At 38.3% G+C, this 20,110-nt stretch carries 17 protein-coding genes; 8 read left to right on the top strand and 9 right to left on the bottom strand.

Going from position 1 to position 20,110, the window contains the following annotated elements; genetic code table 11:
- Window positions 1-51 precede the first annotated feature (51 nt).
- Window positions 52-1,260, top strand: coding sequence for a hexokinase family protein (locus tag CZ225_RS17370; RefSeq protein ID WP_077154781.1), 1,209 nt, complete (start codon window positions 52-54; stop codon window positions 1,258-1,260).
- 147 nt (window positions 1,261-1,407) lie between these two features.
- Here CZ225_RS17370 and CZ225_RS17375 read toward each other — a convergent pair whose 3' ends face one another.
- The 5 genes from CZ225_RS17375 to CZ225_RS17395 form a co-directional block, all read right to left on the bottom strand.
- A complete protein-coding gene (locus CZ225_RS17375; protein WP_077154782.1) occupies window positions 1,408-1,923 on the bottom strand; it encodes a PepSY-like domain-containing protein in 516 nt (171 codons plus the stop codon).
- 33 nt (window positions 1,924-1,956) lie between these two features.
- Window positions 1,957-2,400: a PepSY-like domain-containing protein gene (locus CZ225_RS17380; protein ID WP_077154783.1), complete on the bottom strand. Its 444-nt coding sequence runs from the start codon at window positions 2,398-2,400 to the stop codon at window positions 1,957-1,959.
- A 221-nt stretch (window positions 2,401-2,621) separates the two neighbouring features.
- The gene (locus tag CZ225_RS17385) at window positions 2,622-3,176 is read right to left on the bottom strand and encodes a DUF4738 domain-containing protein (protein ID WP_077154784.1); all 555 of its coding nucleotides are present in this window, start codon (window positions 3,174-3,176) and stop codon (window positions 2,622-2,624) included.
- Between the two features lie 144 nt (window positions 3,177-3,320).
- Window positions 3,321-4,007: a potassium channel family protein gene (locus CZ225_RS17390; RefSeq protein WP_077154785.1), complete on the bottom strand. Its 687-nt coding sequence runs from the start codon at window positions 4,005-4,007 to the stop codon at window positions 3,321-3,323.
- 4 nt (window positions 4,008-4,011) lie between these two features.
- Complete coding sequence (locus CZ225_RS17395) at window positions 4,012-5,841, bottom strand: TrkH family potassium uptake protein (RefSeq protein WP_077154786.1); 1,830 nt, start codon at window positions 5,839-5,841, stop codon at window positions 4,012-4,014.
- Window positions 5,842-5,973: 132 nt separating this feature from the next.
- Here CZ225_RS17395 and CZ225_RS17400 point away from each other — a divergent pair, with 132 nt between their 5' ends.
- Both CZ225_RS17400 and nfo read left to right on the top strand, forming a co-directional pair.
- On the top strand, window positions 5,974-7,344 hold the full coding sequence (locus CZ225_RS17400) for a TrpB-like pyridoxal phosphate-dependent enzyme (protein ID WP_077154787.1): 1,371 nt from the start codon (window positions 5,974-5,976) through the stop codon (window positions 7,342-7,344).
- A gap of 636 nt (window positions 7,345-7,980) precedes the next feature.
- Complete coding sequence (gene nfo, locus CZ225_RS17405) at window positions 7,981-8,820, top strand: deoxyribonuclease IV (RefSeq protein WP_077154788.1); 840 nt, start codon at window positions 7,981-7,983, stop codon at window positions 8,818-8,820.
- 130 nt (window positions 8,821-8,950) lie between these two features.
- Here the strand turns inward: nfo and CZ225_RS17410 are convergent, their stop codons facing one another.
- The 3 genes from CZ225_RS17410 to CZ225_RS17420 form a co-directional block, all read right to left on the bottom strand.
- Entirely contained in the window at window positions 8,951-10,363 is a 1,413-nt protein-coding gene (locus CZ225_RS17410; protein ID WP_077154789.1) for a DUF6734 family protein, read from the bottom strand.
- 74 nt (window positions 10,364-10,437) lie between these two features.
- Window positions 10,438-11,775 (bottom strand): HlyD family secretion protein, encoded by a 1,338-nt coding sequence (locus tag CZ225_RS17415; protein ID WP_077154790.1) that lies wholly within the window; start codon window positions 11,773-11,775, stop codon window positions 10,438-10,440.
- A complete protein-coding gene (locus CZ225_RS17420; protein ID WP_077154791.1) occupies window positions 11,744-13,954 on the bottom strand; it encodes a peptidase domain-containing ABC transporter in 2,211 nt (736 codons plus the stop codon). The genes CZ225_RS17415 and CZ225_RS17420 overlap by 32 nt, the downstream gene beginning before the upstream one ends.
- A gap of 350 nt (window positions 13,955-14,304) precedes the next feature.
- Between CZ225_RS17420 and CZ225_RS17425 the strand changes: the two genes are divergently transcribed.
- From CZ225_RS17425 to CZ225_RS17445, 5 genes are all read left to right on the top strand, one after another.
- Entirely contained in the window at window positions 14,305-14,943 is a 639-nt protein-coding gene (locus CZ225_RS17425) for a hypothetical protein (RefSeq protein WP_077154792.1), read from the top strand.
- Window positions 14,944-15,092: 149 nt separating this feature from the next.
- Window positions 15,093-15,872 (top strand): hypothetical protein, encoded by a 780-nt coding sequence (locus tag CZ225_RS17430; protein ID WP_077154793.1) that lies wholly within the window; start codon window positions 15,093-15,095, stop codon window positions 15,870-15,872.
- 42 nt (window positions 15,873-15,914) lie between these two features.
- The gene (locus CZ225_RS17435; protein WP_129585823.1) at window positions 15,915-16,703 is read left to right on the top strand and encodes a hypothetical protein; all 789 of its coding nucleotides are present in this window, start codon (window positions 15,915-15,917) and stop codon (window positions 16,701-16,703) included.
- Between the two features lie 37 nt (window positions 16,704-16,740).
- Window positions 16,741-17,523 carry a hypothetical protein gene (locus CZ225_RS17440; RefSeq protein ID WP_129585824.1) on the top strand — a complete coding sequence of 261 codons (783 nt, stop codon included), beginning with the start codon at window positions 16,741-16,743 and terminating at the stop codon, window positions 17,521-17,523.
- Between the two features lie 36 nt (window positions 17,524-17,559).
- A complete protein-coding gene (locus tag CZ225_RS17445; RefSeq protein ID WP_129585825.1) occupies window positions 17,560-18,360 on the top strand; it encodes a hypothetical protein in 801 nt (266 codons plus the stop codon).
- Window positions 18,361-18,429: 69 nt separating this feature from the next.
- Here the strand turns inward: CZ225_RS17445 and CZ225_RS17450 are convergent, their stop codons facing one another.
- Entirely contained in the window at window positions 18,430-20,001 is a 1,572-nt protein-coding gene (locus tag CZ225_RS17450; protein WP_077154797.1) for a ClC family H(+)/Cl(-) exchange transporter, read from the bottom strand.
- Window positions 20,002-20,110: the final 109 nt, after the last annotated feature.

Below are 20,110 nucleotides of genomic sequence, written 5' to 3' on the forward strand. Positions count from 1 at the left end.
TTGATTGTTATTCATCAATAAGGATAAACTATACATTAAAAAATCAATCACATGGAGAAAAACATTTTTATGTTGGATAATGATCAGCTCAAAACGATAGCTCATTCATTCCGGGAAAAAGTTGAAGAGGGGTTAAATGCTGATAATATGGAAATACAATGTATTCCTACATTTATCACCCCTAAGGCCAAAGGTATCGATGGAAAAGCACTGGTTCTTGACTTGGGAGGAACTAACTACAGAGTAGCAATTGTCGATTTCGATAAAGGAGCACCAACTATACATCCCGACAATGGCTGGAAAAAAGATATGTCGATCATGAAATCACCGGGATTTACACGCGAGGAACTGTTCAGAGAATTAAGCGATATGATTGTAGGAATAAAGCGCGAAGAAGAAATGCCTATTGGTTATTGTTTTTCATACCCTGCCGAATCTGTACCTGGAGGAGATGCAAAATTATTACGTTGGACAAAAGGAGTAGACATTAAAGAGATGGTCGGACAATTTATAGGTAAATCCCTTCTCGATTATCTGAATAAAAAGAATAAAATCAAATTTACAGGCATTAAAGTATTGAATGATACCATAGCCAGTTTATTTGCCGGTCTTACCGATAGCAGCTATGACGCTTATATCGGCTTGATAGTCGGTACAGGCACAAATATGGCGACTTTTATTCCGGCTGAAAAGATTAAGAAACTAAAACCGGCATACAATGTACAAGGGCTGATTCCAGTAAACTTAGAATCAGGTAATTTTCACCCTCCATTCCTGACTACGGTAGATGATACAGTCGATGCCATTTTCGGCGACTTAGGAAAACAACGTTTTGAAAAAGCGGTGTCCGGCATGTATCTGGGAGATATTCTGAAAGCAACGTTTCCTTTAGATGAGTTCGAAGAGAAATTCGATGCCCAAAAGCTGACTGCTATCATGAATTATCCGGATATGCACAAAGAAGTATATGTGCAAGTAGCACATTGGATTTATAACAGATCGGCACAATTAGTTGCTGCCTCACTCGCAGGCCTTATCCTATTGTTGAAATCATACGATGAAGATACACGAAAGATTTGTCTGGTTGCTGAAGGTAGTCTCTTTTGGAGTGAAAACAGAAAAGATAAAAATTATAATATTCTTGTGATGGAAAAGCTACAGGAACTTCTCGATGAATTTGGATTGAAGGACATAGAAGTACATGTCAACAATATGAATAACGCAAATCTAATAGGAACCGGCATCGCGGCTCTTGCTTGATTAATGTGACATTTTGATTGAGGCCTCTTCAAAGACTATTCCGTTACGTTTATATTAAAGTCCGAACCTGAAAAAGCTCGGACTTTTTATTTGCTTCATAATTTATATCTTAAAGCAATCTAATACAAACAATACAATACACTTCCATTATTGTCTAAGAAGAGCCGGAGGCCAATTGGTATCATCCCCATTACTGATATCCTTATCATGAATCAGTCCACCATCTTGTGTAAAGTACAATGCATGGCGTTGCTCTCCTTGTTTTACCTGAACAACAGATTCCATCGGACGTTGAGGGAACGTCAATACATACACCTCTGTCACTACCCAGGAATTATAGCTAGAATTCATAAAAGCCGTATAGACTGCGGGTACTAATTGGTTAATGTTATCTAATTCAACTTCCGTCATGAGCCAATTAGCATTTGCATCAAACCAGACATCCAATTCGTCACCACTCAACCAACAGTCGGCTACATAATAAACGCCTTTCATTTCCCATTCTATATTCTGGGCACTCGGATATAATTGCTTTAAAGCTTCCACAATATTGGAAGGTGGCACAAACGTATCATCATTATCATCATCGTCGCTACACGCACTGAATGAAAAAGCAACCAGCATACATACCATCGCCCATGCACTAAATTTAAATCTCAACATAATTAAATCCTCGGTTTAGGTTATCGTATTTGCTTAATCGTCCGCTTTCACGAACTTTCCTTTTTTATCAAACTTAAAAGAAACACCCGTAGACAATTCTATTTCATATCCTTTACGGTCACGCTCTACTTTCTGCACACCTTCATTAGTAAAATTGTGTGCTTTCAAATAATTAGCAGCGAATGCAGGTATAACGCTTGCAGGAAGCTTTCCTTTCTTCACACTAACTTCTTCCCAATTGCCCTTACTATCGAAATCAATTTCAGTACCATCCATCAACAATACTTCATATTTGGTAGCCTCCAACATATCCTTATCAATCTTAATATGTGCTACCTGAGGCTTAGTAAAATGTTGATTAATAAAATTTCGTGCCGGAAGCGGCAACTGGTTCATGTCTTTTGTTATCACATCGCCGGCAAATGAAAACTGTACGGCTACAATAGCCAATACAAGCAAAGATAAAATTTTCTTCATAATCGTTATTTTTTAGTGTTAATACTATACCTGAATGGTTTATATTGCAAATAACGATACAGATTCTAGAAAGATTTGGGAATAATAAGGGGAAATATTCTTTTTGGATTTCTTTAACTTTCGTCATTAAAGACCTAAATATAAGAATCCGGATGCCTAACTACATAGCAATTGGCAGATTACATCAGCAACCAGTTCTTAATTTTAAGTTATTAAAAAGGCTAATTCTTGGGTACTTCTTCACTATAATCTTCTTCTAGTATATCCACCTTTTCAATGGTCATTTTACCATCAGCAGTTATCGTAATAGAAAGTGGAATATAGTAATCAGTTTGCGGATAACATACACTTGCCGCATAAACAAAACCTTGCGGAGTGGTCTTATCATATACAATCCCCTCAAGTATTGATTTTGATAAGAAGTCTGCATCTACTACAGAAGAAAAATCGTTTTTTGTAAATGTCTTATCAAATACAGCCGTACCTCCGCGTGTCAAACGTACCACAATTTTATTATCAACGTACGTATCCCCCATTTCATTCTTTACATGAGGCAAACTTTCATCAGGAGTACGATAAACATAAGAACGATAGTCTTTATCCTTATACTTGATATCGACTTCTGTTTTAGAAGCCTGCATACGTTGTATTCCATGAGCATCCACACTATCCTGCAACGCCATATTTGAACTTTTATCCGCATTTCCACTCTTACCACCGCAAGCAACCAACGCTACAAGCATTGGTAGCATAAGCAGATAAATAAACTTTTTCATCTTCAAATTATCTATTTATAATTTATAAGGCAAAGGAACAAAAAGAAGGGGAGATTTACAAGTATAACTTACTTTTTCCTTCTTTTGTAATCAAGAAAACAGAATGATTATGAAATACACAAAACATTATATAAGTATCATTCATCAGATAGCCTTCCAGAAAGCCTGAAAATCGCGGTATTTACCGTAACAGACTAATTCATCGCCTTCATGTACCTTCTCATTTGCCGGAAGTTCATTTTTCACATGAAGCTCCGTCAAAGTAACACCTAAACAATTGGTTACTTTATCCGCACGTTTCAACCCGATCAGTTTCAGATGAAACTCTTCGTCCAGGTTCAATTCATTCACAAAATATCCCACAAACTTCTCCGGAACTGTAAATTTTACAACATAATATTCCGGATCTATACGAAAAGCTTCCATATTGGTTCCAAAATCGAGTACTTGCACCAAGCTACGTGCAGCATCCTCTTCCGGAGTAAGGATTTTCTCCAGACTAAAAGCCTCAAGCACTGACCGATGTACCGTATCTATGGCACGAGCATATATATGAGGTACTTTTTTCTGTTTCAGTAATGCTACTACACGTATGGAAGCTCCAAAATTTTCTCCAATTGCAACGATAACAATATCCACACTATTCAAAGGAAGTACAGACAATGCCTGTTCATCCGTAGCATCAATGATAAAAGCTGTAGCAATCTTATCCTTTATTGAATCTACCCGACTCTCACTAATATCTGCACCAATAACTTCATGTCCCAATGCCGACAATTCTTCAGCTAACACATGGCCATAGTTTCCTAAACCAATAATAATGTATTTCATACCTTTAGTTTATTATAATGTTATCACTCGGATAACGATATTTTGTATTTTTTTTCTGTTTGATAATTCCCAACATTAATGTTATCAGCCCCACACGACCGATAAACATTAACAAAGCTACCAATAGCTTACTCGCATCACACAAAGTAGGAGTCAGGTTCAAACTGGATCCCACGGTACTAAGAGCGGATACACATTCAAAAGTTAATGCCATCACCGAAGTTCCCGGCTCGAGCATACTTAACATAAATACAAAGAGGAACAAGACCCCTAACGACATCACTACTGTCGCATTGGAACGACGGATAGAATCATAAGAGAGTTCCCGACCAAATACTTCTACCCGTTCCGACCCCTTTATAACAGCAACCAGATTTAATACGACCACAGCAAAAGCATTCACTTTCACACCACCGGCAGTAGATTGAGCTCCACCTCCGACCCACATCAAAGCCAGATAAACCAACAAAGACTGTACGCTCAACGTCGCTAAATCGACACTGTTAAATCCCGCCGTTCGCGGACAAGACGCATTAAAAAAGGCTTGTGTCCATTTATCCGCAACAGACATCCCCGCAAAAGAACCGTTCCATTCAAAAAATGCAATAGCCAACGTACCGAACACCAGTAACAAAAACGTCATAATCAAAACAATCTTTGTATTAAGATTATAAAGATGATGCATCTTATATCTTGCTAACTTACGCGTTTTCAAGGAATACCAAATACGGCCTAAATGATAAATAATGATATCTTTAAAATTAACTAGAATCGGGAAACCGATTCCTCCCAAAATAATCAAAAATGAAACGGAAATATATAGCCAATTATGGTTCGTCATCAACATCGGATTACCCAGATTACCCGGTAAAGTAGAAAAGCCTGCATTACAGAAAGCAGAAATCGAGTGAAAAGCAGAGAAAGCCAGTTCTTCCTGAAAATCCATTCCCAATGTACCATGAATACTAAACCAGATGGACAGCATCCCTACTCCTTCAATGACCAACGTAAATCCTAAGATATATAATAAAGTAGATAGCAAAGAACCTATTGAGTTAGAACTAACCATATCACGTACCACAAGTTGATTATACAAAGAAGTGTTCCCCATAAAGAACATGGCAAAAAAACTGGTCAATGTCATCACTCCCAGCCCTCCAACCTGAATTAGAAGGATGATGACTACAAAACCTGTCGGAGTAAACGTAGATGATACGTCTACCGGAACAAGCCCTGTTACACACACTGCACTGGTAGCCGTAAATAAAGAATCTACCCACGTAATACCATTTACTGTACAGCGAGGAAGCATTAGCAGCCCTGTGCCCACCAAAATGATAGCCAAAAAGCTGACAGCCAGAATCAAAGAAGGATTTGTACGCCGTCCTAGTAAGCGCACCAGACCATTGGACAGATTCAAAAAAGAGAAAATCAACAATAACACCAGATGATAAAACTTTCCATCCAAGAATTGCCAGAATTGCAGAATTGCCCCTTCTTCTTCGGGACGATGAAAGATGACCGGAATCAAAGTCAGATATAGCAACCAACTCATAACCCACGCCAACCTTCGGTACTTCTTCCTCGTGTCTCTATACTCTAATAAAATATGTAAAGTTACATCTACCAAGAATACAACCCAGACAATCTTATAGAGAACTTGAATCTGCTGTACTTCTCCGATTGAAAGCGGAAAACCGTGTTCATAGACAACTCCGGCTATCAACAAAAGTGACGCCAAATATGTCAATGCTTCTATCAACCCTAGCAGAATACGTATATAAGGTTTCAGCAATTTGTTCTGATATAACAAAAACTTATGATAAATCTTCATATCATTTTATTTTCTATGTCGTGCAAACTTAACTAAAATAACAATCAAAACCGATTCTTTGTTGACAGAATTATCTACATCTTAAAAATTTTATCTACATTTGGCAACGGAAAACTAAAAAAACACAATATTATGAGTGATAAAAAAAAGAGGTACTTCCTGCCGGAAGAGGAAATTCCACATTATTGGTATAACATTCAGGCTGATATGGTAAACAAACCCATGCCACCATTGCATCCTGCAACTAAACAACCGCTAAAAGCTGAAGACATGTATCCTATCTTCGCAGAGGAGTTGTGTCGTCAAGAGTTGAACCAGACTGATGCATGGATTGAAATACCAGAAGAAGTACGTGAAATGTATAAATATTATCGTAGCACTCCACTTGTACGTGCTTACGGTCTGGAAAAAGCATTGGGAACTCCTGCGCATATTTATTTTAAAAATGAGAGTGTTAGCCCGATTGGTTCTCATAAATTGAATTCAGCATTAGCACAAGCTTATTATTGCAAAAAAGAAGGTGTAACCAATATTACCACAGAGACGGGTGCCGGACAATGGGGAGCAGCCCTTTCATATGCTGCAAAAGTGTTTGGCTTGGAAGCTGCCGTTTACCAGGTTAAAATCAGTTATGAACAAAAACCATATCGCCGTAGTATCATGCAGACATTTGGAGCCCAAGTTACTCCTTCCCCATCGATGTCTACACGTGCCGGAAAAAATATTCTGACTGCCCATCCTAACTACCAAGGGTCATTAGGAACCGCTATCTCAGAAGCTATTGAATTGGCTCAACAAACTCCAAACTGTAAATATACACTTGGATCCGTACTCAGCCACGTCACACTGCATCAAACCATTATTGGTCTGGAAGCTGAGAAACAGATGGAAATGACCGGCGAATATCCGGATGTAGTAATCGGATGTTTCGGAGGTGGATCCAATTTCGGAGGAATCTCCTTCCCATTCATGCGTCATAATATACTGGATGGTAAGAAAACCCGTTTCGTTGCTGCCGAACCCGCTTCCTGCCCTAAGCTGACAAGAGGTAAATTCCAATACGATTTTGGTGATGAAGCCGGATATACCCCGCTACTTCCTATGTTCACTTTAGGACATAATTTTGCTCCGGCACATATTCATGCCGGTGGTCTTCGTTATCATGGCGCAGGCGTCATTGTTTCCCAATTATTAAAAGACAAATTGATGGAAGCAGTTGATATCCAACAATTGGAATCATTCGAAGCCGGTTGCCTGTTTGCACAAGTGGAAGGCATTATTCCTGCTCCGGAATCTTGCCATGCTATTGCTGCTGCTATCCGTGAAGCAAATGCCTGCAAAGAAAAAGATGAAGAAAAAGTAATCCTCTTCAACTTATCCGGCCATGGACTGATTGACATGGCATCATACGACAAATATCTTGCCGGAGACCTGATAAACTATTCTCTTACGGATGAAGATATTCAGCAGAATCTTGATGAGATAGGTGATCTAGCCAAATAAAAGGCTCTTTCCCAGAGCTTTAAAGAATGACCTCTGTTACAAATTGTAGTAGAGGTCATTTTATATTCAAGAATCCTGAAGTTAATTCCCATTTATTTTCCTTTATTCTATCCCCTCCTAACAAAAAACATCATTTTCTCTATCATCCTATCACCATTCTTCCGAACCAGCCTGTTTATCGGCAATTCAGAGGTGATAGGTTGTTTTATCAACCTATCACCCGATCTATCACCTATCACCATTACTCAAAAGAGAGATTGTCCATAATCTATTAGCTATATTACTTGACTGCTAAAGTATTAATAGATAAATTCCTCTCTATTAAGACCAAACTTCCTCCTCCTCGATAGAAAAGTTATTTTCTATTTGATATAAACTATAAACGTAAGTTTTGGTTGTATAAATGCAAGTTCCGTTTATACAATCAAAAGTTCCGTTTATATAAACGAAACTTGCGTTTATAGATTATTCTTTGATAAGAAAAAGTTTACTATTAAAGAAAAGGAAGTTTGGTCTTAATAGAGAGGAACTTATTTATTAATAGCCTGTGGAAGAAGAAGTAATCAATCACGAAACAATCAATTCGGCACGAAATTTGTTACTATTATAACTCCAACTTAATTGATAAAAGAAATGATGGGAAATAAAAAAATAGGAGCGCATGTAAGCGCGTCCGGCGGTGTGGAATTCGCCCCGATCAATGCACATGAGATAGGAGCAAATGCTTTTGCCTTATTCACAAAAAACCAGCGTCAATGGGTGAGTAAGCCTTTAACAGAGGAAAGTATCCGACTTTTCAAAGAAAATTGTGAGAAATTCGGTTTCCAACCGGAGTATATCCTCCCACATGACAGTTACCTCATCAATCTGGGACATCCCGAAGAAGAAGGGCTGGAGAAAAGTCGTGCAGCATTTCTGGATGAGATGCAACGTTGCGAACAACTTGGTTTGAAATTACTCAACTTCCATCCCGGGAGTGACCTTAAAAAGATCTCCGTAGAAGACTGCCTGTCACGCATCGCCGAAAGTATCAATTTGGCTTTGGCAAAAACCAAGGGGGTAACTGCCGTAATTGAAAACACAGCCGGTCAAGGTAGTAATCTAGGAAATGAATTCTGGCAATTAAAGTATATCATTGACCGGGTGGAGGATAAAAGTCGTGTCGGAATCTGTCTGGATACTTGCCACACTTTTACCGCAGGATATGACTTTTTGACCGATTATGATAAAGTTTTCGATGAGTTTGATAAAGAAGTAGGTTTCAATTATCTTCGTGGTATGCACCTGAACGATTCAAAAAAAGGATTAGGTACGCACGTAGACCGCCATGACAGCATTGGCGACGGTCTGATTGGTAAACCATTCTTTGAGAAATTGATGAAAGATCCGAGATTCGACAATATGCCGCTTATACTCGAAACACCGGACGAGACAAAATGGAAGGAAGAAATAGCATGGTTGAGAAGCGTTGAATAAACGCTTCTCTGTATTATCTTTGCCATCAGGCATATTCACCAACATAAGGTAAGCACTCATATTACCTTGCGTTGTTTCATATTCATTATGAAATCCCTTTTAATTTTAAATAACAAAGCCTCACTTTACATTAATAATTACTACTCTCTCCCGTCACATATATAAGCTTGTGGTAAAGCAGATACTCTACAGCCCTATCCACCGCCCAGTCAGTAGGTTTATCATTGGCATTATCGATATAAAGGTCCAGTTTATCAAGCAATGAGTTGAATGTGAGCTCGGTTTCAAGCATTACCAATATATTGTAAGACAAATCATCAATCAACACCTCCTTATAACCTTTATTCAGAAGAGTGGGAATACAGGCAATATCAAAACGGTCTGATTTAAATTCAGAATTGATTTTACTCCGGATTAACTCTTTTGTTTCCTTTGGCCATGCTTTGGAATCTTCATAAATCTCCAGATAAGGGTGGCTTTTGAGTTTATAACGTAACTTCTTTCTCTCTTTCTCCTGAATGAATTTGAAATAATGAGTAGACATTTTCTCCAGATTCAATAACTCTTCATTATCAATCTTTTCCCATTGAAAAGAAAGATCTTCTAAAAAAGTATGATAATCATGGTAACTGTTATCCGAAACATATTTTTTCCCTATCCGCTTGTGGCTATCTTTGAAAAGGTCTATAATCTTACTGTAATATTCAGGATACTTATTCAACAGAATACGTTCCAACAGTTCGCAAACGCGATGATTCTTTTTGTGACCGCCGATGATATGCATCAAATCAGTATTCTCAAACCGGTAAAAATCACAAAACTCAGCATAGGAGTATTTATTGTCTTCGATCGAGTGGTCCAAGACTGTTGTTACTCTTTTCCCTCTTTCTTTCACTAATGCAGCAAAGAGAACCTGTTCAAAAAGTATGTTATGATTTACACCGGTCTCTTTGGGATTGGGATTTCTCAAGCTGTTTCTCTCGATAAATTGAAAAGCTTGGTTACAATATTCTTTTATAAATTCTAAATCGTTTCCTCCTATTACACCTGCATTGTAAGAAGGGATGGAATTCATTGTAATAGCATTATTCAAAAAATGCGGAAGAACAGTACTGGTTCTTTCCTTAATGTTTTTCATCATATCCCCATAGCATTCGGCAGTTCCGATTTCCCAGTTCTGGGCTATCAGTTCGGCTGATTCTATGGCAGGTTTTAATCTTTTGGGCAAGTATACATCACCGTCGACGTGAACGAAAGGTTGATCTTGCAACGAATAGGTTAAGAGCTTTGAATATGCCCAATGTGTGGGATGACAATCCAAATTATCATATTGAATGATAATTTCCGAATAGGGAAGCGATAACTGCTCCGCAAAAATAGCATATCCTACTGAATCTGTGTAAAGAAACACTTCATCATAATTCTGCCTAAGTGTCAGACAGCTCAATGCCCACGACATAAAGTGATGTTGTGGAGATAACCATCCGAACGAATCTATCAAGGGATCTTTACCTCCGCTCCAAAATGTTTGTACTACTCTCATTATCTTATATTTTTAGGTGTTAATTTACATTTTGATTATTGTAAGGAAATTATTTAAAGTGACAGGAAGATATCTTATTGTATATTAAACTTCAGATTATCAAACAGTCTTTCAATTAGCCTGCGGTCTTTAACGATAATATCAGCCTGACCGCCGATTTCATATTTGAAATCCAGTTTATCACCATAGTTGGTTATCAGACCGTCAGGCATATCAACCAACACAAGATAGGTATTGATACTGCTTTGCGACGTCTTATATTCATTGGTGATGAGGGATATCGATTTCACAGTACCTTGGATGGAGCCGAATTCGGCATAAGGGTAGTCATCCAGTTTGATGGAAACACGACTGCCTTCTTTGACCTTGCCGGCTCCCATCGCAGGGAGCAACACCTGCCCTAGTATCTTATTCTCTTTTGGTACGATTCCGAATACATTCTCTCCGGCCTGCACAAACTGGCCGTTCGTCCAGAATTTCAGAAACTCCACCTGACCGTCGAAGGGGGCTTTGAACACATAAGTTTGCTCCCACTGTTTCATTTGATCATTCAGTTCATGGTAAGAAGACAATAGCTCCAGATGCATCCGCCTTTCTTCCACATGCTTCTCAACTGCCAGTTGGGAGAGCCTGTTCCTGCTTTCTGCTATTTGCATCCGGATAGAGGCGATTTCTTTGACCAGGTTCTGGTTGCTTTGCTTGGCGGACAGATACTCCGCTTTGCTACGGTCCACTTCCAGATCGTAGGTGGTTACTATTTCTTTGTTGAGCGAACTGTATTTTTTAAACCATTTCTCCGTTATATCCAGGTTGTCATTCGAGATGGAAAGGGCTTTTTCTGTTTCTTTCAAGATTTCGGTTTTCCATGCGATGCCGTCTTGAAGGCTTATACGTTGTTGTTCGTAAACATTGTCGTTGTGGTAATCCGAGATATTTTTCAATGAGGATAGAAAGGTGTAGTACTGCATATTCAACTCGCCTAAAGAGACTTTCTCGGGGAAGGCTTGGATGGCTTGGGGAAAGAAAGCGGGATTATTAGGATCGAAGTCGTGAATAAGGGAGGACACTGACTGAACATCTTCTGTTTTTGCCGAGTTCTGAATAACGGCGATGTAGGTCCCTTCTTTCACTGAGTCTTGGGCTTCAAAGCCTAATATGTCTATTTTACCCGACGTATGGGCGGGCAGTTTGACTGGGGCGGTATTGGAATTGATGGTTATTTGCCCGGTTACGACATCGGGATATTTGATGATCCAACCAAAGACAAAAAGCAGGATAGTGAAAACAATAATGGCGGCAGCGACCCACCTCCCGAAGGCTGTCGGCATACGGTCTATAATGTCACCGACTTCTTCACTGCGTTTTGTGTTATCTTTCCGTTTAGGCCGTAATTTCAACAGGTTCCAGATCATATTGACTTTGTATTAATTCGTAATATTGTCCTCTTCTCTCCATCAGCCCATTATGGTTGCCCAGTTCTACAATCATGCCGCCTTTCATGACGACAATCTGATCAGCCTTCTTGATAGTACTCAAGCGATGGGCAATAACAATCACCGTGCGGTTCTTAAATACATTATTCAGAGCCGCGACTATCTTCTGTTCATTGATGGTATCCAGCGCATTGGTTGCCTCATCCAGGAATAGATAATCGGGATTTTTATAGAGTGCCCGCGCGATTAACAAACGTTGTTTCTGGCCGCCACTCAGGCCGCGTCCCATTTCGCCGATCATGGTCTGGTAGCCTTGTGGCATGGATTCGATTTCTTTGGAGATGTTGGCGATGTCCGTAGCTCGTTTCAAGGCATCGTAATCTACCTTCTCTTCATTCAGTACGATGTTATTCTGGATGGTGTCGTTAAACACTTTTCCTTCCTGCATGACGCAGCCGCACTTGGTTCGCCATTGGCGCAGACTGACATTGTTGATGTTCATGTCGCCGATACAGATCTCGCCATAGGAAGGAAGATAAAGACGCAAAAGGAGTTTTAACAAAGTTGATTTGCCACAGCCGCTGTCCCCGACGATGGCGGTGACTTTGCCTTCAGGAATGGTCAGATAAATGCCTTTCAACACAATCGGGGCGTTGGGAGAATAAGCGAAAGAAAGATTTTTCACGTTCAGGCTTTTGTCTTTGGGCAGATCCATGCTATTGGCGGATATGGAAACCATATCGTCTTCGTCTTCAAGCTTGTGGATCTCATTGATGCGCATGAAGCTTATTTTGGCATATTGGGCGGATTGTACAAAACCGACAAATTGGGCGACGGGACCATTCAACATGCCGATGATAAATTGGGTCGAGATCATGATGCCGAAGGTGATATCTCCATTGATTACGGCTATGGCGCAGAAGAAGGTGACGGCCATGTTTTGCATGCTATTGATAAACTGTGAGCCTAGCATTTGGGCGTTGTTGATGTTCAAGATCTTCACATTCAGTTTGTACAGGCGGGCTTGTATGCCTTCCCATTTCCAACGTTTGGTGTCTTCGTAGTTATTGATCTTGATTTCTTGAATGTTGCCGATGGTTTCTACCCAGTAGCTACGGTCTTTGGACAGGATGTCAAAGTATTCCCAATCCAGCTTTCGTCTGACTTTCAGGAAAACAAAGACCCAGAGGACATAGAGGATGCTACCGCCCAGAAAGATGAAGAAGATGGTTTTATTGAAGATCAGCAGGATGGCACTGAATATGACAAAGGTGACGGAGGAGAAGATCATGCCTAATGAGTTGTTCATGATGAAGTGGCGGATGCGTTCGTGGTCGTAGGCGCGTTGCAGGATATCTCCCACCAGCTTGTTTTCGAAGAAGGAGACGGGAAGTTTCATCAGTTTGATCAGATAGTCGGAGATTAGGGAGATATTGACCCGGGTTGTGACATGAAGCAAGACCCAGTCCCGAAGGACATTGGAAAGGGTGATGCTCAAAAGTAATACGATATTGGCGGCTAATACCATGTAGACGAAGTTCACGTCTTGGGTGCGTATTCCGGTGTCGATGACGGCTTTGGATATAAAAGGTAGAAAGGCTTGCAGGATGGTGGCGATGAACATGATAAGAAAAAGTATTCCGAAAGCTTTTTTGTAAGGAGTAAAGTAACCTAGAAGGTTTTCAAAACTTTTGAATCTTTCGATCTTTTCATGGGCTTCTATCTGATGAAAATTGGCCATCGGACTCAAAGCCATCAGTATGCCAACTGTTTTATCTTTTTTATACCATTTGGCTTTAAATTCATCGTGGGTATATGAAACCAGACCTTTGGCAGGGTCGGAAACATATATTTTAGTCTTTGAAGTTTTATAAACAACAATAAAATGGTCATCATTCCAATGGGCAATGCAAGGAAGGGGTAACTTAAAAAGGAGTTCATCAATAGAAGCGGTGACGGATATCGACCGCAGCCCGATTTTATCGGCTGCATAGCTAATGTCGTGAAATGAAACACCTTCACGAGTAATGCCGCATAAATCACGAAGATATTGTAAGGAGTAGTATTTGCCGTAATGCTTTGCGATAATCTTTAAACAAGCCGGTCCGCAATCCTTGGCATCCATCTGATATTCGTGAGGAAAAGCTGTCAGTTTCATTGTGTGATCTTTTTTATTGCAAAAATATTCCTTTTAAACTAGAAAAGAAATTTTCAGACCATGTTTTTAAACATATAAATGGATTGACGATATCTCAAAAAGAATGTTTATATTTGTCCATCGTTATCATTAGAGGCAACAAAAAAGATAAAGTTCGTTCTTCGAAATGCTTTGTTTATCGTGGTTTCAGAAGATTTTAATTAGAAGCATCTCTACAGGATAGAGCATAGTTAAATAAGATATTTACTGAACACGATTATAAAAAACATTTATAAAGCTAATTATAAACAACTGAAAATTAAGCCGGAGATAAGCGCCCGGCAATGTTTCGGAGCTAAAAAATCAATATTATGAAAAAAGAAAGAAAATTAAGAAGGTTGGATTTTGATTTGATACAGGCTGAAATGTCGGTTATTGATGGAGAACTTTTAAGAAGTATTGTCGGAGGATATGATAACGACTGCTTTTGGAGATGTATCGCATATATAAACAGTGGTGGTAGTTCTTACTCTGAATCTGATGCCAATAGCTATGCTGAAGCTTATTTTGGTTCTGGCGTGGATCTGAATAAAAGAAAAGATGGTGTAGGATTGGATACTAATCAGATGAGAGAATATATTAATAATAACTACAATAATAGTAGCAATACAAGTTATACAGATAGTAAGACACAATATTTAGTTGTTCAGTTTGATCCCCAAAAAGTACCAGGGCTGAAAGTAGGAAGTACAACGCATGTAGCGATATACAAAAAAGATTTTTGGGACAACGGTGTTCCAACAATACAGGTTTATGACCCGCAACAAAAGGCTACATATAATGTTCCGAAAGACGCTTGGATAGAATCTTTTACTGTTGGTAACAGTAGTGATGGAAGCAATAGTAGCAATAATTACGAAAGCAGTAACTATGGAAGCAGCAATTATGGAAGCAGTAGTAGCAGTAGCAGTAGTAGTAGCAGTAGTAGTAGCAGTAGTTACTATGGCTAATTTAATAAACAAAAAGCGTTTATTACAACTAGAAGCTTGAATGCTTTTAGTTTTGAATGCAAATATTATATATAAGTAATCCTATAACAAGTTAATTGTATCCGTAGCACCAATATTCTATACAATAAAATTTAACATCCTCTAAAGTTATGAATAATATAAGAAGAAGATTATTATCAATAATATGCATCATCGCATATTTAATTCCTGCATACGGACAAAGAGATACACTAACAGCAGATGGATTATATCTGAAATATAATTCTGCATGTTATCAAGTAAGTGGTGTTAAACCAACTATAAAAGAATTGATAAAGAATAAAGACATCCAAGTTTCTATTCCCAATGATTCAGATATGATAAGAGGAGAATTAGATAGAGAAACAAAACGTATAGGTTTAACTTATAAACATCTCCCACAGTATATTATTTCTGAACAATTTGGTCTTCGTTATCCACCAAATCCTTTAGAGTTGCTTAAGACAGTAGGAAATGCAATAACTTCCCAATGGATACATAAAGATGGTGAATGCATACTATTTTTAAAATGTGGGGGAATTACACCAAGCCCCAACAAGGCTATCAACGATTTGCCAAAAGCTCATTTCAACTACATAAAGCATGTCTTAAAAATAGGTCCCTTCCTGACCTATTATCCAACAGAAAAGGAAATGCAAAGAATTAAAAAGAAAATAACCATTTGGTCGCCGGAAAAGGCAAAGGAAACGGTTAACGCACAATATGTGATTACCTATCCGATTAAAAGCAAAAAATCCGTATATATGGGTAAATATATACATAAACTAGACTTAATGATGATAAAATGGGGAGAAAGACTGACTGTCTCATTCTTGGTTACTAAAAAGGGAAATAAGAATATTGAGAAATATATTAAGGATGTTGAGGAAGCATTCTGGTTTGAAGATTGATGGGTGATAATAATGCCGTATAAAACAAAAACAATTATAAATATGGATAACATAAGAAAGCTGTTTCTAATGATATGCACCATCGCATATTTAATTCCTGTATACGGACAAAAAGATACAATCACAGCAGATGGATTATATCTGAAATATAATATTCCAAGTTATCATAGGAGTAACCTTACAATGCAGGATATAAAAAAAATATTAGATGGAGAAATGGATTCCCCTGCTCCTAAGGATTCTGATATGGAAAGAGGAGAATTAGCTAGGCAGACGAAGTTCATAGGTTTAACCTACAAGGTGCTTCCGCAGTATATTATTTCTGAAACGTTTTATCTTAAGGAACCTCCGTTAAATCCAAAAGAGTTATTGTGGACGACAGGTAGTATAATACTCTCACAGTGGATACATGAAGATGGAGAATGTATATTATTTATTAAATGTAGTGGAGATAGGCCAATAGAAATGAAAACAAACAAGTCTATCGATAGATTGCCAAGAAGTATGTTTGAATGGATCAGGGAAAGGCTAAATGTAACCCCTATGTCATTAAAAAAAATAACAGAGGAAGAAATACAAGAGATTAAAAAGAAAATAACCATGTGGCCACCGGAAAAGGCAAAGGAAACGTTTAACGCACAGTACGTGATTACCTATCCGATTAAAAGCAAGGAATCCGTATACATGGGTAAATATACACATATGATGGACTTGATGATGACAAAATGGGGAGAGCATCTGACTGTCTCATTCTTGGTTACTAAAAAGGGAAATAAGAATATTGAAAAATATATTAAAGATGTAGAGGAAGCATTTTGGTTTGAAGATTGATGGGTGATAATAATGTCGCATAAAACAATTTATAAACATGAACTATAATATAAAAAGATTATTATCAATGATATGCGTCATTGTATACTTAATCCCTGTGTACGGACAAAAAGATACAATCACAGCGGAAGGAATATTCCCGAAATACAACCACTTGGTTTATCGTCCGAAGGACCTATCAAAGCACACAATAAAAATAGTAAAAGATGGAGAAATTAAGGAATCTTCCACTGATCCCAATATGGAACTGATAAGAGGAGAATTGGACAGAGCGACAAAAGCTATAGGGTTAACATATAAAAGACTACCACAATATATTATATCTGAAACATTTGGTCTTGAATTTCCTCCGGTAAATCCCAAAGAGCTACATATGACAGCAAATAATGCAATAACTTCTCAGTGGATACATGAGGATGGAGAGTGTATACTATTCATCAAATGTCCCGGCATGAAGTCAAAGATAGATAAATCGATTACCAAACTACCAAAAGAACTTTTTTATTGGATAAAGCAAGCGTTAGGTATGGGATCCTTCTTAATCTATCCGACAGAGGAGGAGATGAAAAAGATTAATAAAGAAATAACTTGTTGGTCACCGAGAAAATCTAAAAAAGTTTTTAATGCACAGTATGTGATTACCTATCCAATTAAGAATGAAAAATCTATATATATGGATCTATACATGCATAAAATGGACTTGACAATGATAAAATGGGGAGAGCGTCTGACTGTCTCATTCTTGGTAACTAAAAAGGGAAATAAGAATATTAAAAAATATATTAAAGATGTAGAGGATGCATTCTGGTTTGAAGATTGATGGGTGATAATAATGTCGCATAAAACAATTTAAACAATGAATAATATAAGAAGATTATTATCAATGATATGCATCATTGTATCCTTAATTCCTGTTTACGGACAAAAAGATACAATCACAGCAGATGGATTATTTCTTAAATACAATACGCCAAGTTATCGCACCAGTAACCTTAAGCCACAAAATTCTAATAAAATAATTCACGGAGAAATACGCCGCTCTACTCCTAAGAATTCTGACATAGAAAGAAGAGAATTAGCTCGGCAGACAAAGTCTATAGGTTTAACTTACAAAGTTCTTCCACAGTATATTATTTCTGAGACATTTCACCTTCTTCCTCCTCAGAATCCGAAAGAACTGCTTTGGACAGCACGTGGTATAATAACCTCCCAGTGGATACATGAAGATGGAGAATGTATATTATTTATCAAATGCAGTGGAATGGATAAACGAATAATAAAAGGAGAGGAACTAAAACCAAACAAGACTATTGATAAATTGCCAAGAAATGTGTTTGGCTGGATCAAAGATAAGCTAAATGTAACCCCTATGTCATTAACAGAAATAACAGAGGAAGAAATACAAGAGATTAAAAAGAAAATAACCATGTGGTCACCGGAAAAAGCGAAGGAAACGTTTAACGCACAGTACGTGATTACCTATCCGATTAAAAGCAAGAAATCCGTATATATGGGTAAATATACACATAAGATGGACTTGATGATGACAAAATGGGGAGAGCATCTGACTGTCTCATTCTTGGTTACTAAAAAAGGGAATAGAAACATTGAGAAGTATATTAAAGATGTAGAGGATGCATTCTGGTTTGAAGATTGATTAAAAAGCTGGTTCATTAGCAGTATCTATTTAAAAATCAAGTGTATCCAAGCAATGAGTTGAATGTCACTAATAAATATTTGCCATGCTGACTAGCGGTTCATAAAGTTTCTCTATATCTTGGGCATCCATTTCTATCTGTACCTGATCACCCGGCATTAATCGCTGTGCTTTAGGAGACCGGTTTTTCCGGTCACGATGAATATTGATAATGATACATCGCTCCGGCAAACGAAGTTCATCAACTAGTTTCCCATCCAGATAAGAACCGCTCATAACCTCTACAGACAAAGTATAACGGGCTTCCGCCTGGAATACGGGAGAGTGAATCATATCATCATACAGCGTCACATTGAAAGGTTTGATTTGCAGCATTTCGGTAAAATAATAGGTTAGTCCGCCCACCACTATTGAAGGATAAAAAACTTCCAGATGACCGGTAATCTCAGTAATCAATACAATAGCCGTCAATGGAGTACGAATGACGGCAACCAAAAAAGCGGACATACAAATCAGCATTATATAGCTAATATGCTCGTAACTGATGAATCCATAACGTACTAAAATGAGAGCTATGATCTGTCCGATGAGTCCGCCGGTTACCAGTGTCGGAATAAAGTTTCCACCGGGAAGACCGGAAGAAAAAGACAAGACGCTAAAAACCAGATGCAATATCATCATACTCGTAATCCATAAGAGTTGTGTATCCGGATTCATCGCTTGTGAAAGTAGAAACTGTTCACCCCCACCCGTCAAATTGACTTCTGTCATCGAAATTAAATAAGCAATAAAAAGAAGGTATAACATCTTCATATAAACGGGATGTTTGATTGCCGGATATATGCGTTTAAAGTAGAGTGTCACCAAAGAGAATAATTTTCCGGCAATAGAAATAGCAGCAGCCAACAACAGGAAGAGCTTCACTTGTCCCCAGAATGTTAAAGCCGGCACTACCGCATCTATATGTGCATAAGCATTCATTGGAAACATCCAACTGGCTACACCTCCTGCCACCACTCCTGCCAACAAAGTTGTTATAGCTGTTTTAGGAGCATCAAAGCGTTCGATAGATTCAATAACTAATAATGAAGAAGCTAATGGAGCAGAAAAAGCGGCTGCCAATCCGGCACCTGCACCGGCTGCCAATAGCTGTTTACGTTCACCTGCCAATACATGTCCCCATTTAGAAACCAAACATCCTACATATGAACCGATCTGTACGGAGGGACCTTCACGCCCTAATGACAGTCCGGTGCTCAATGCGAGAATACCTCCTACAAATTTAGAAACCAATTCAATAAAAGGATGTTTATAAGAAACTCGTCCGTTAATTACTCCACGAGTCTGAGGAATGCCTCCACCTGTAATCAAAGGCATTTTTCTTACCAGCCAGGCAACAAAAATAAGTATGCCCCACATGATCAGGAAAAGAGGGATATACCAATACCATTTAGGATGAGAATCAAAAAAATCGTGACGGAAATCAAAGAATAGTTGAAGTAGATAGTGATAAGGTGCAGCAATAAGCCCTGTCAGTAGCCCCACAAAGATACTGACAAAGTAAAGTCGCGCATCAATCAACTTCAGTTTCATGTCACGCCAGTTTTTATTATCTTTCAATTGTTTTATATATTGAAACATTCGCATATTTCTCACTGTTTGACTCACACGACATGGATGAATCACATAATACGTGTGACACATAGAACAATCAAAACGTAGCGAAGTTTTCTGAGAAAAGTTATTTTTA

It is taken from the genome of Bacteroides bouchesdurhonensis (assembly GCF_900155865.1).
GTDB lineage: Bacteria > Bacteroidota > Bacteroidia > Bacteroidales > Bacteroidaceae > Bacteroides > Bacteroides bouchesdurhonensis.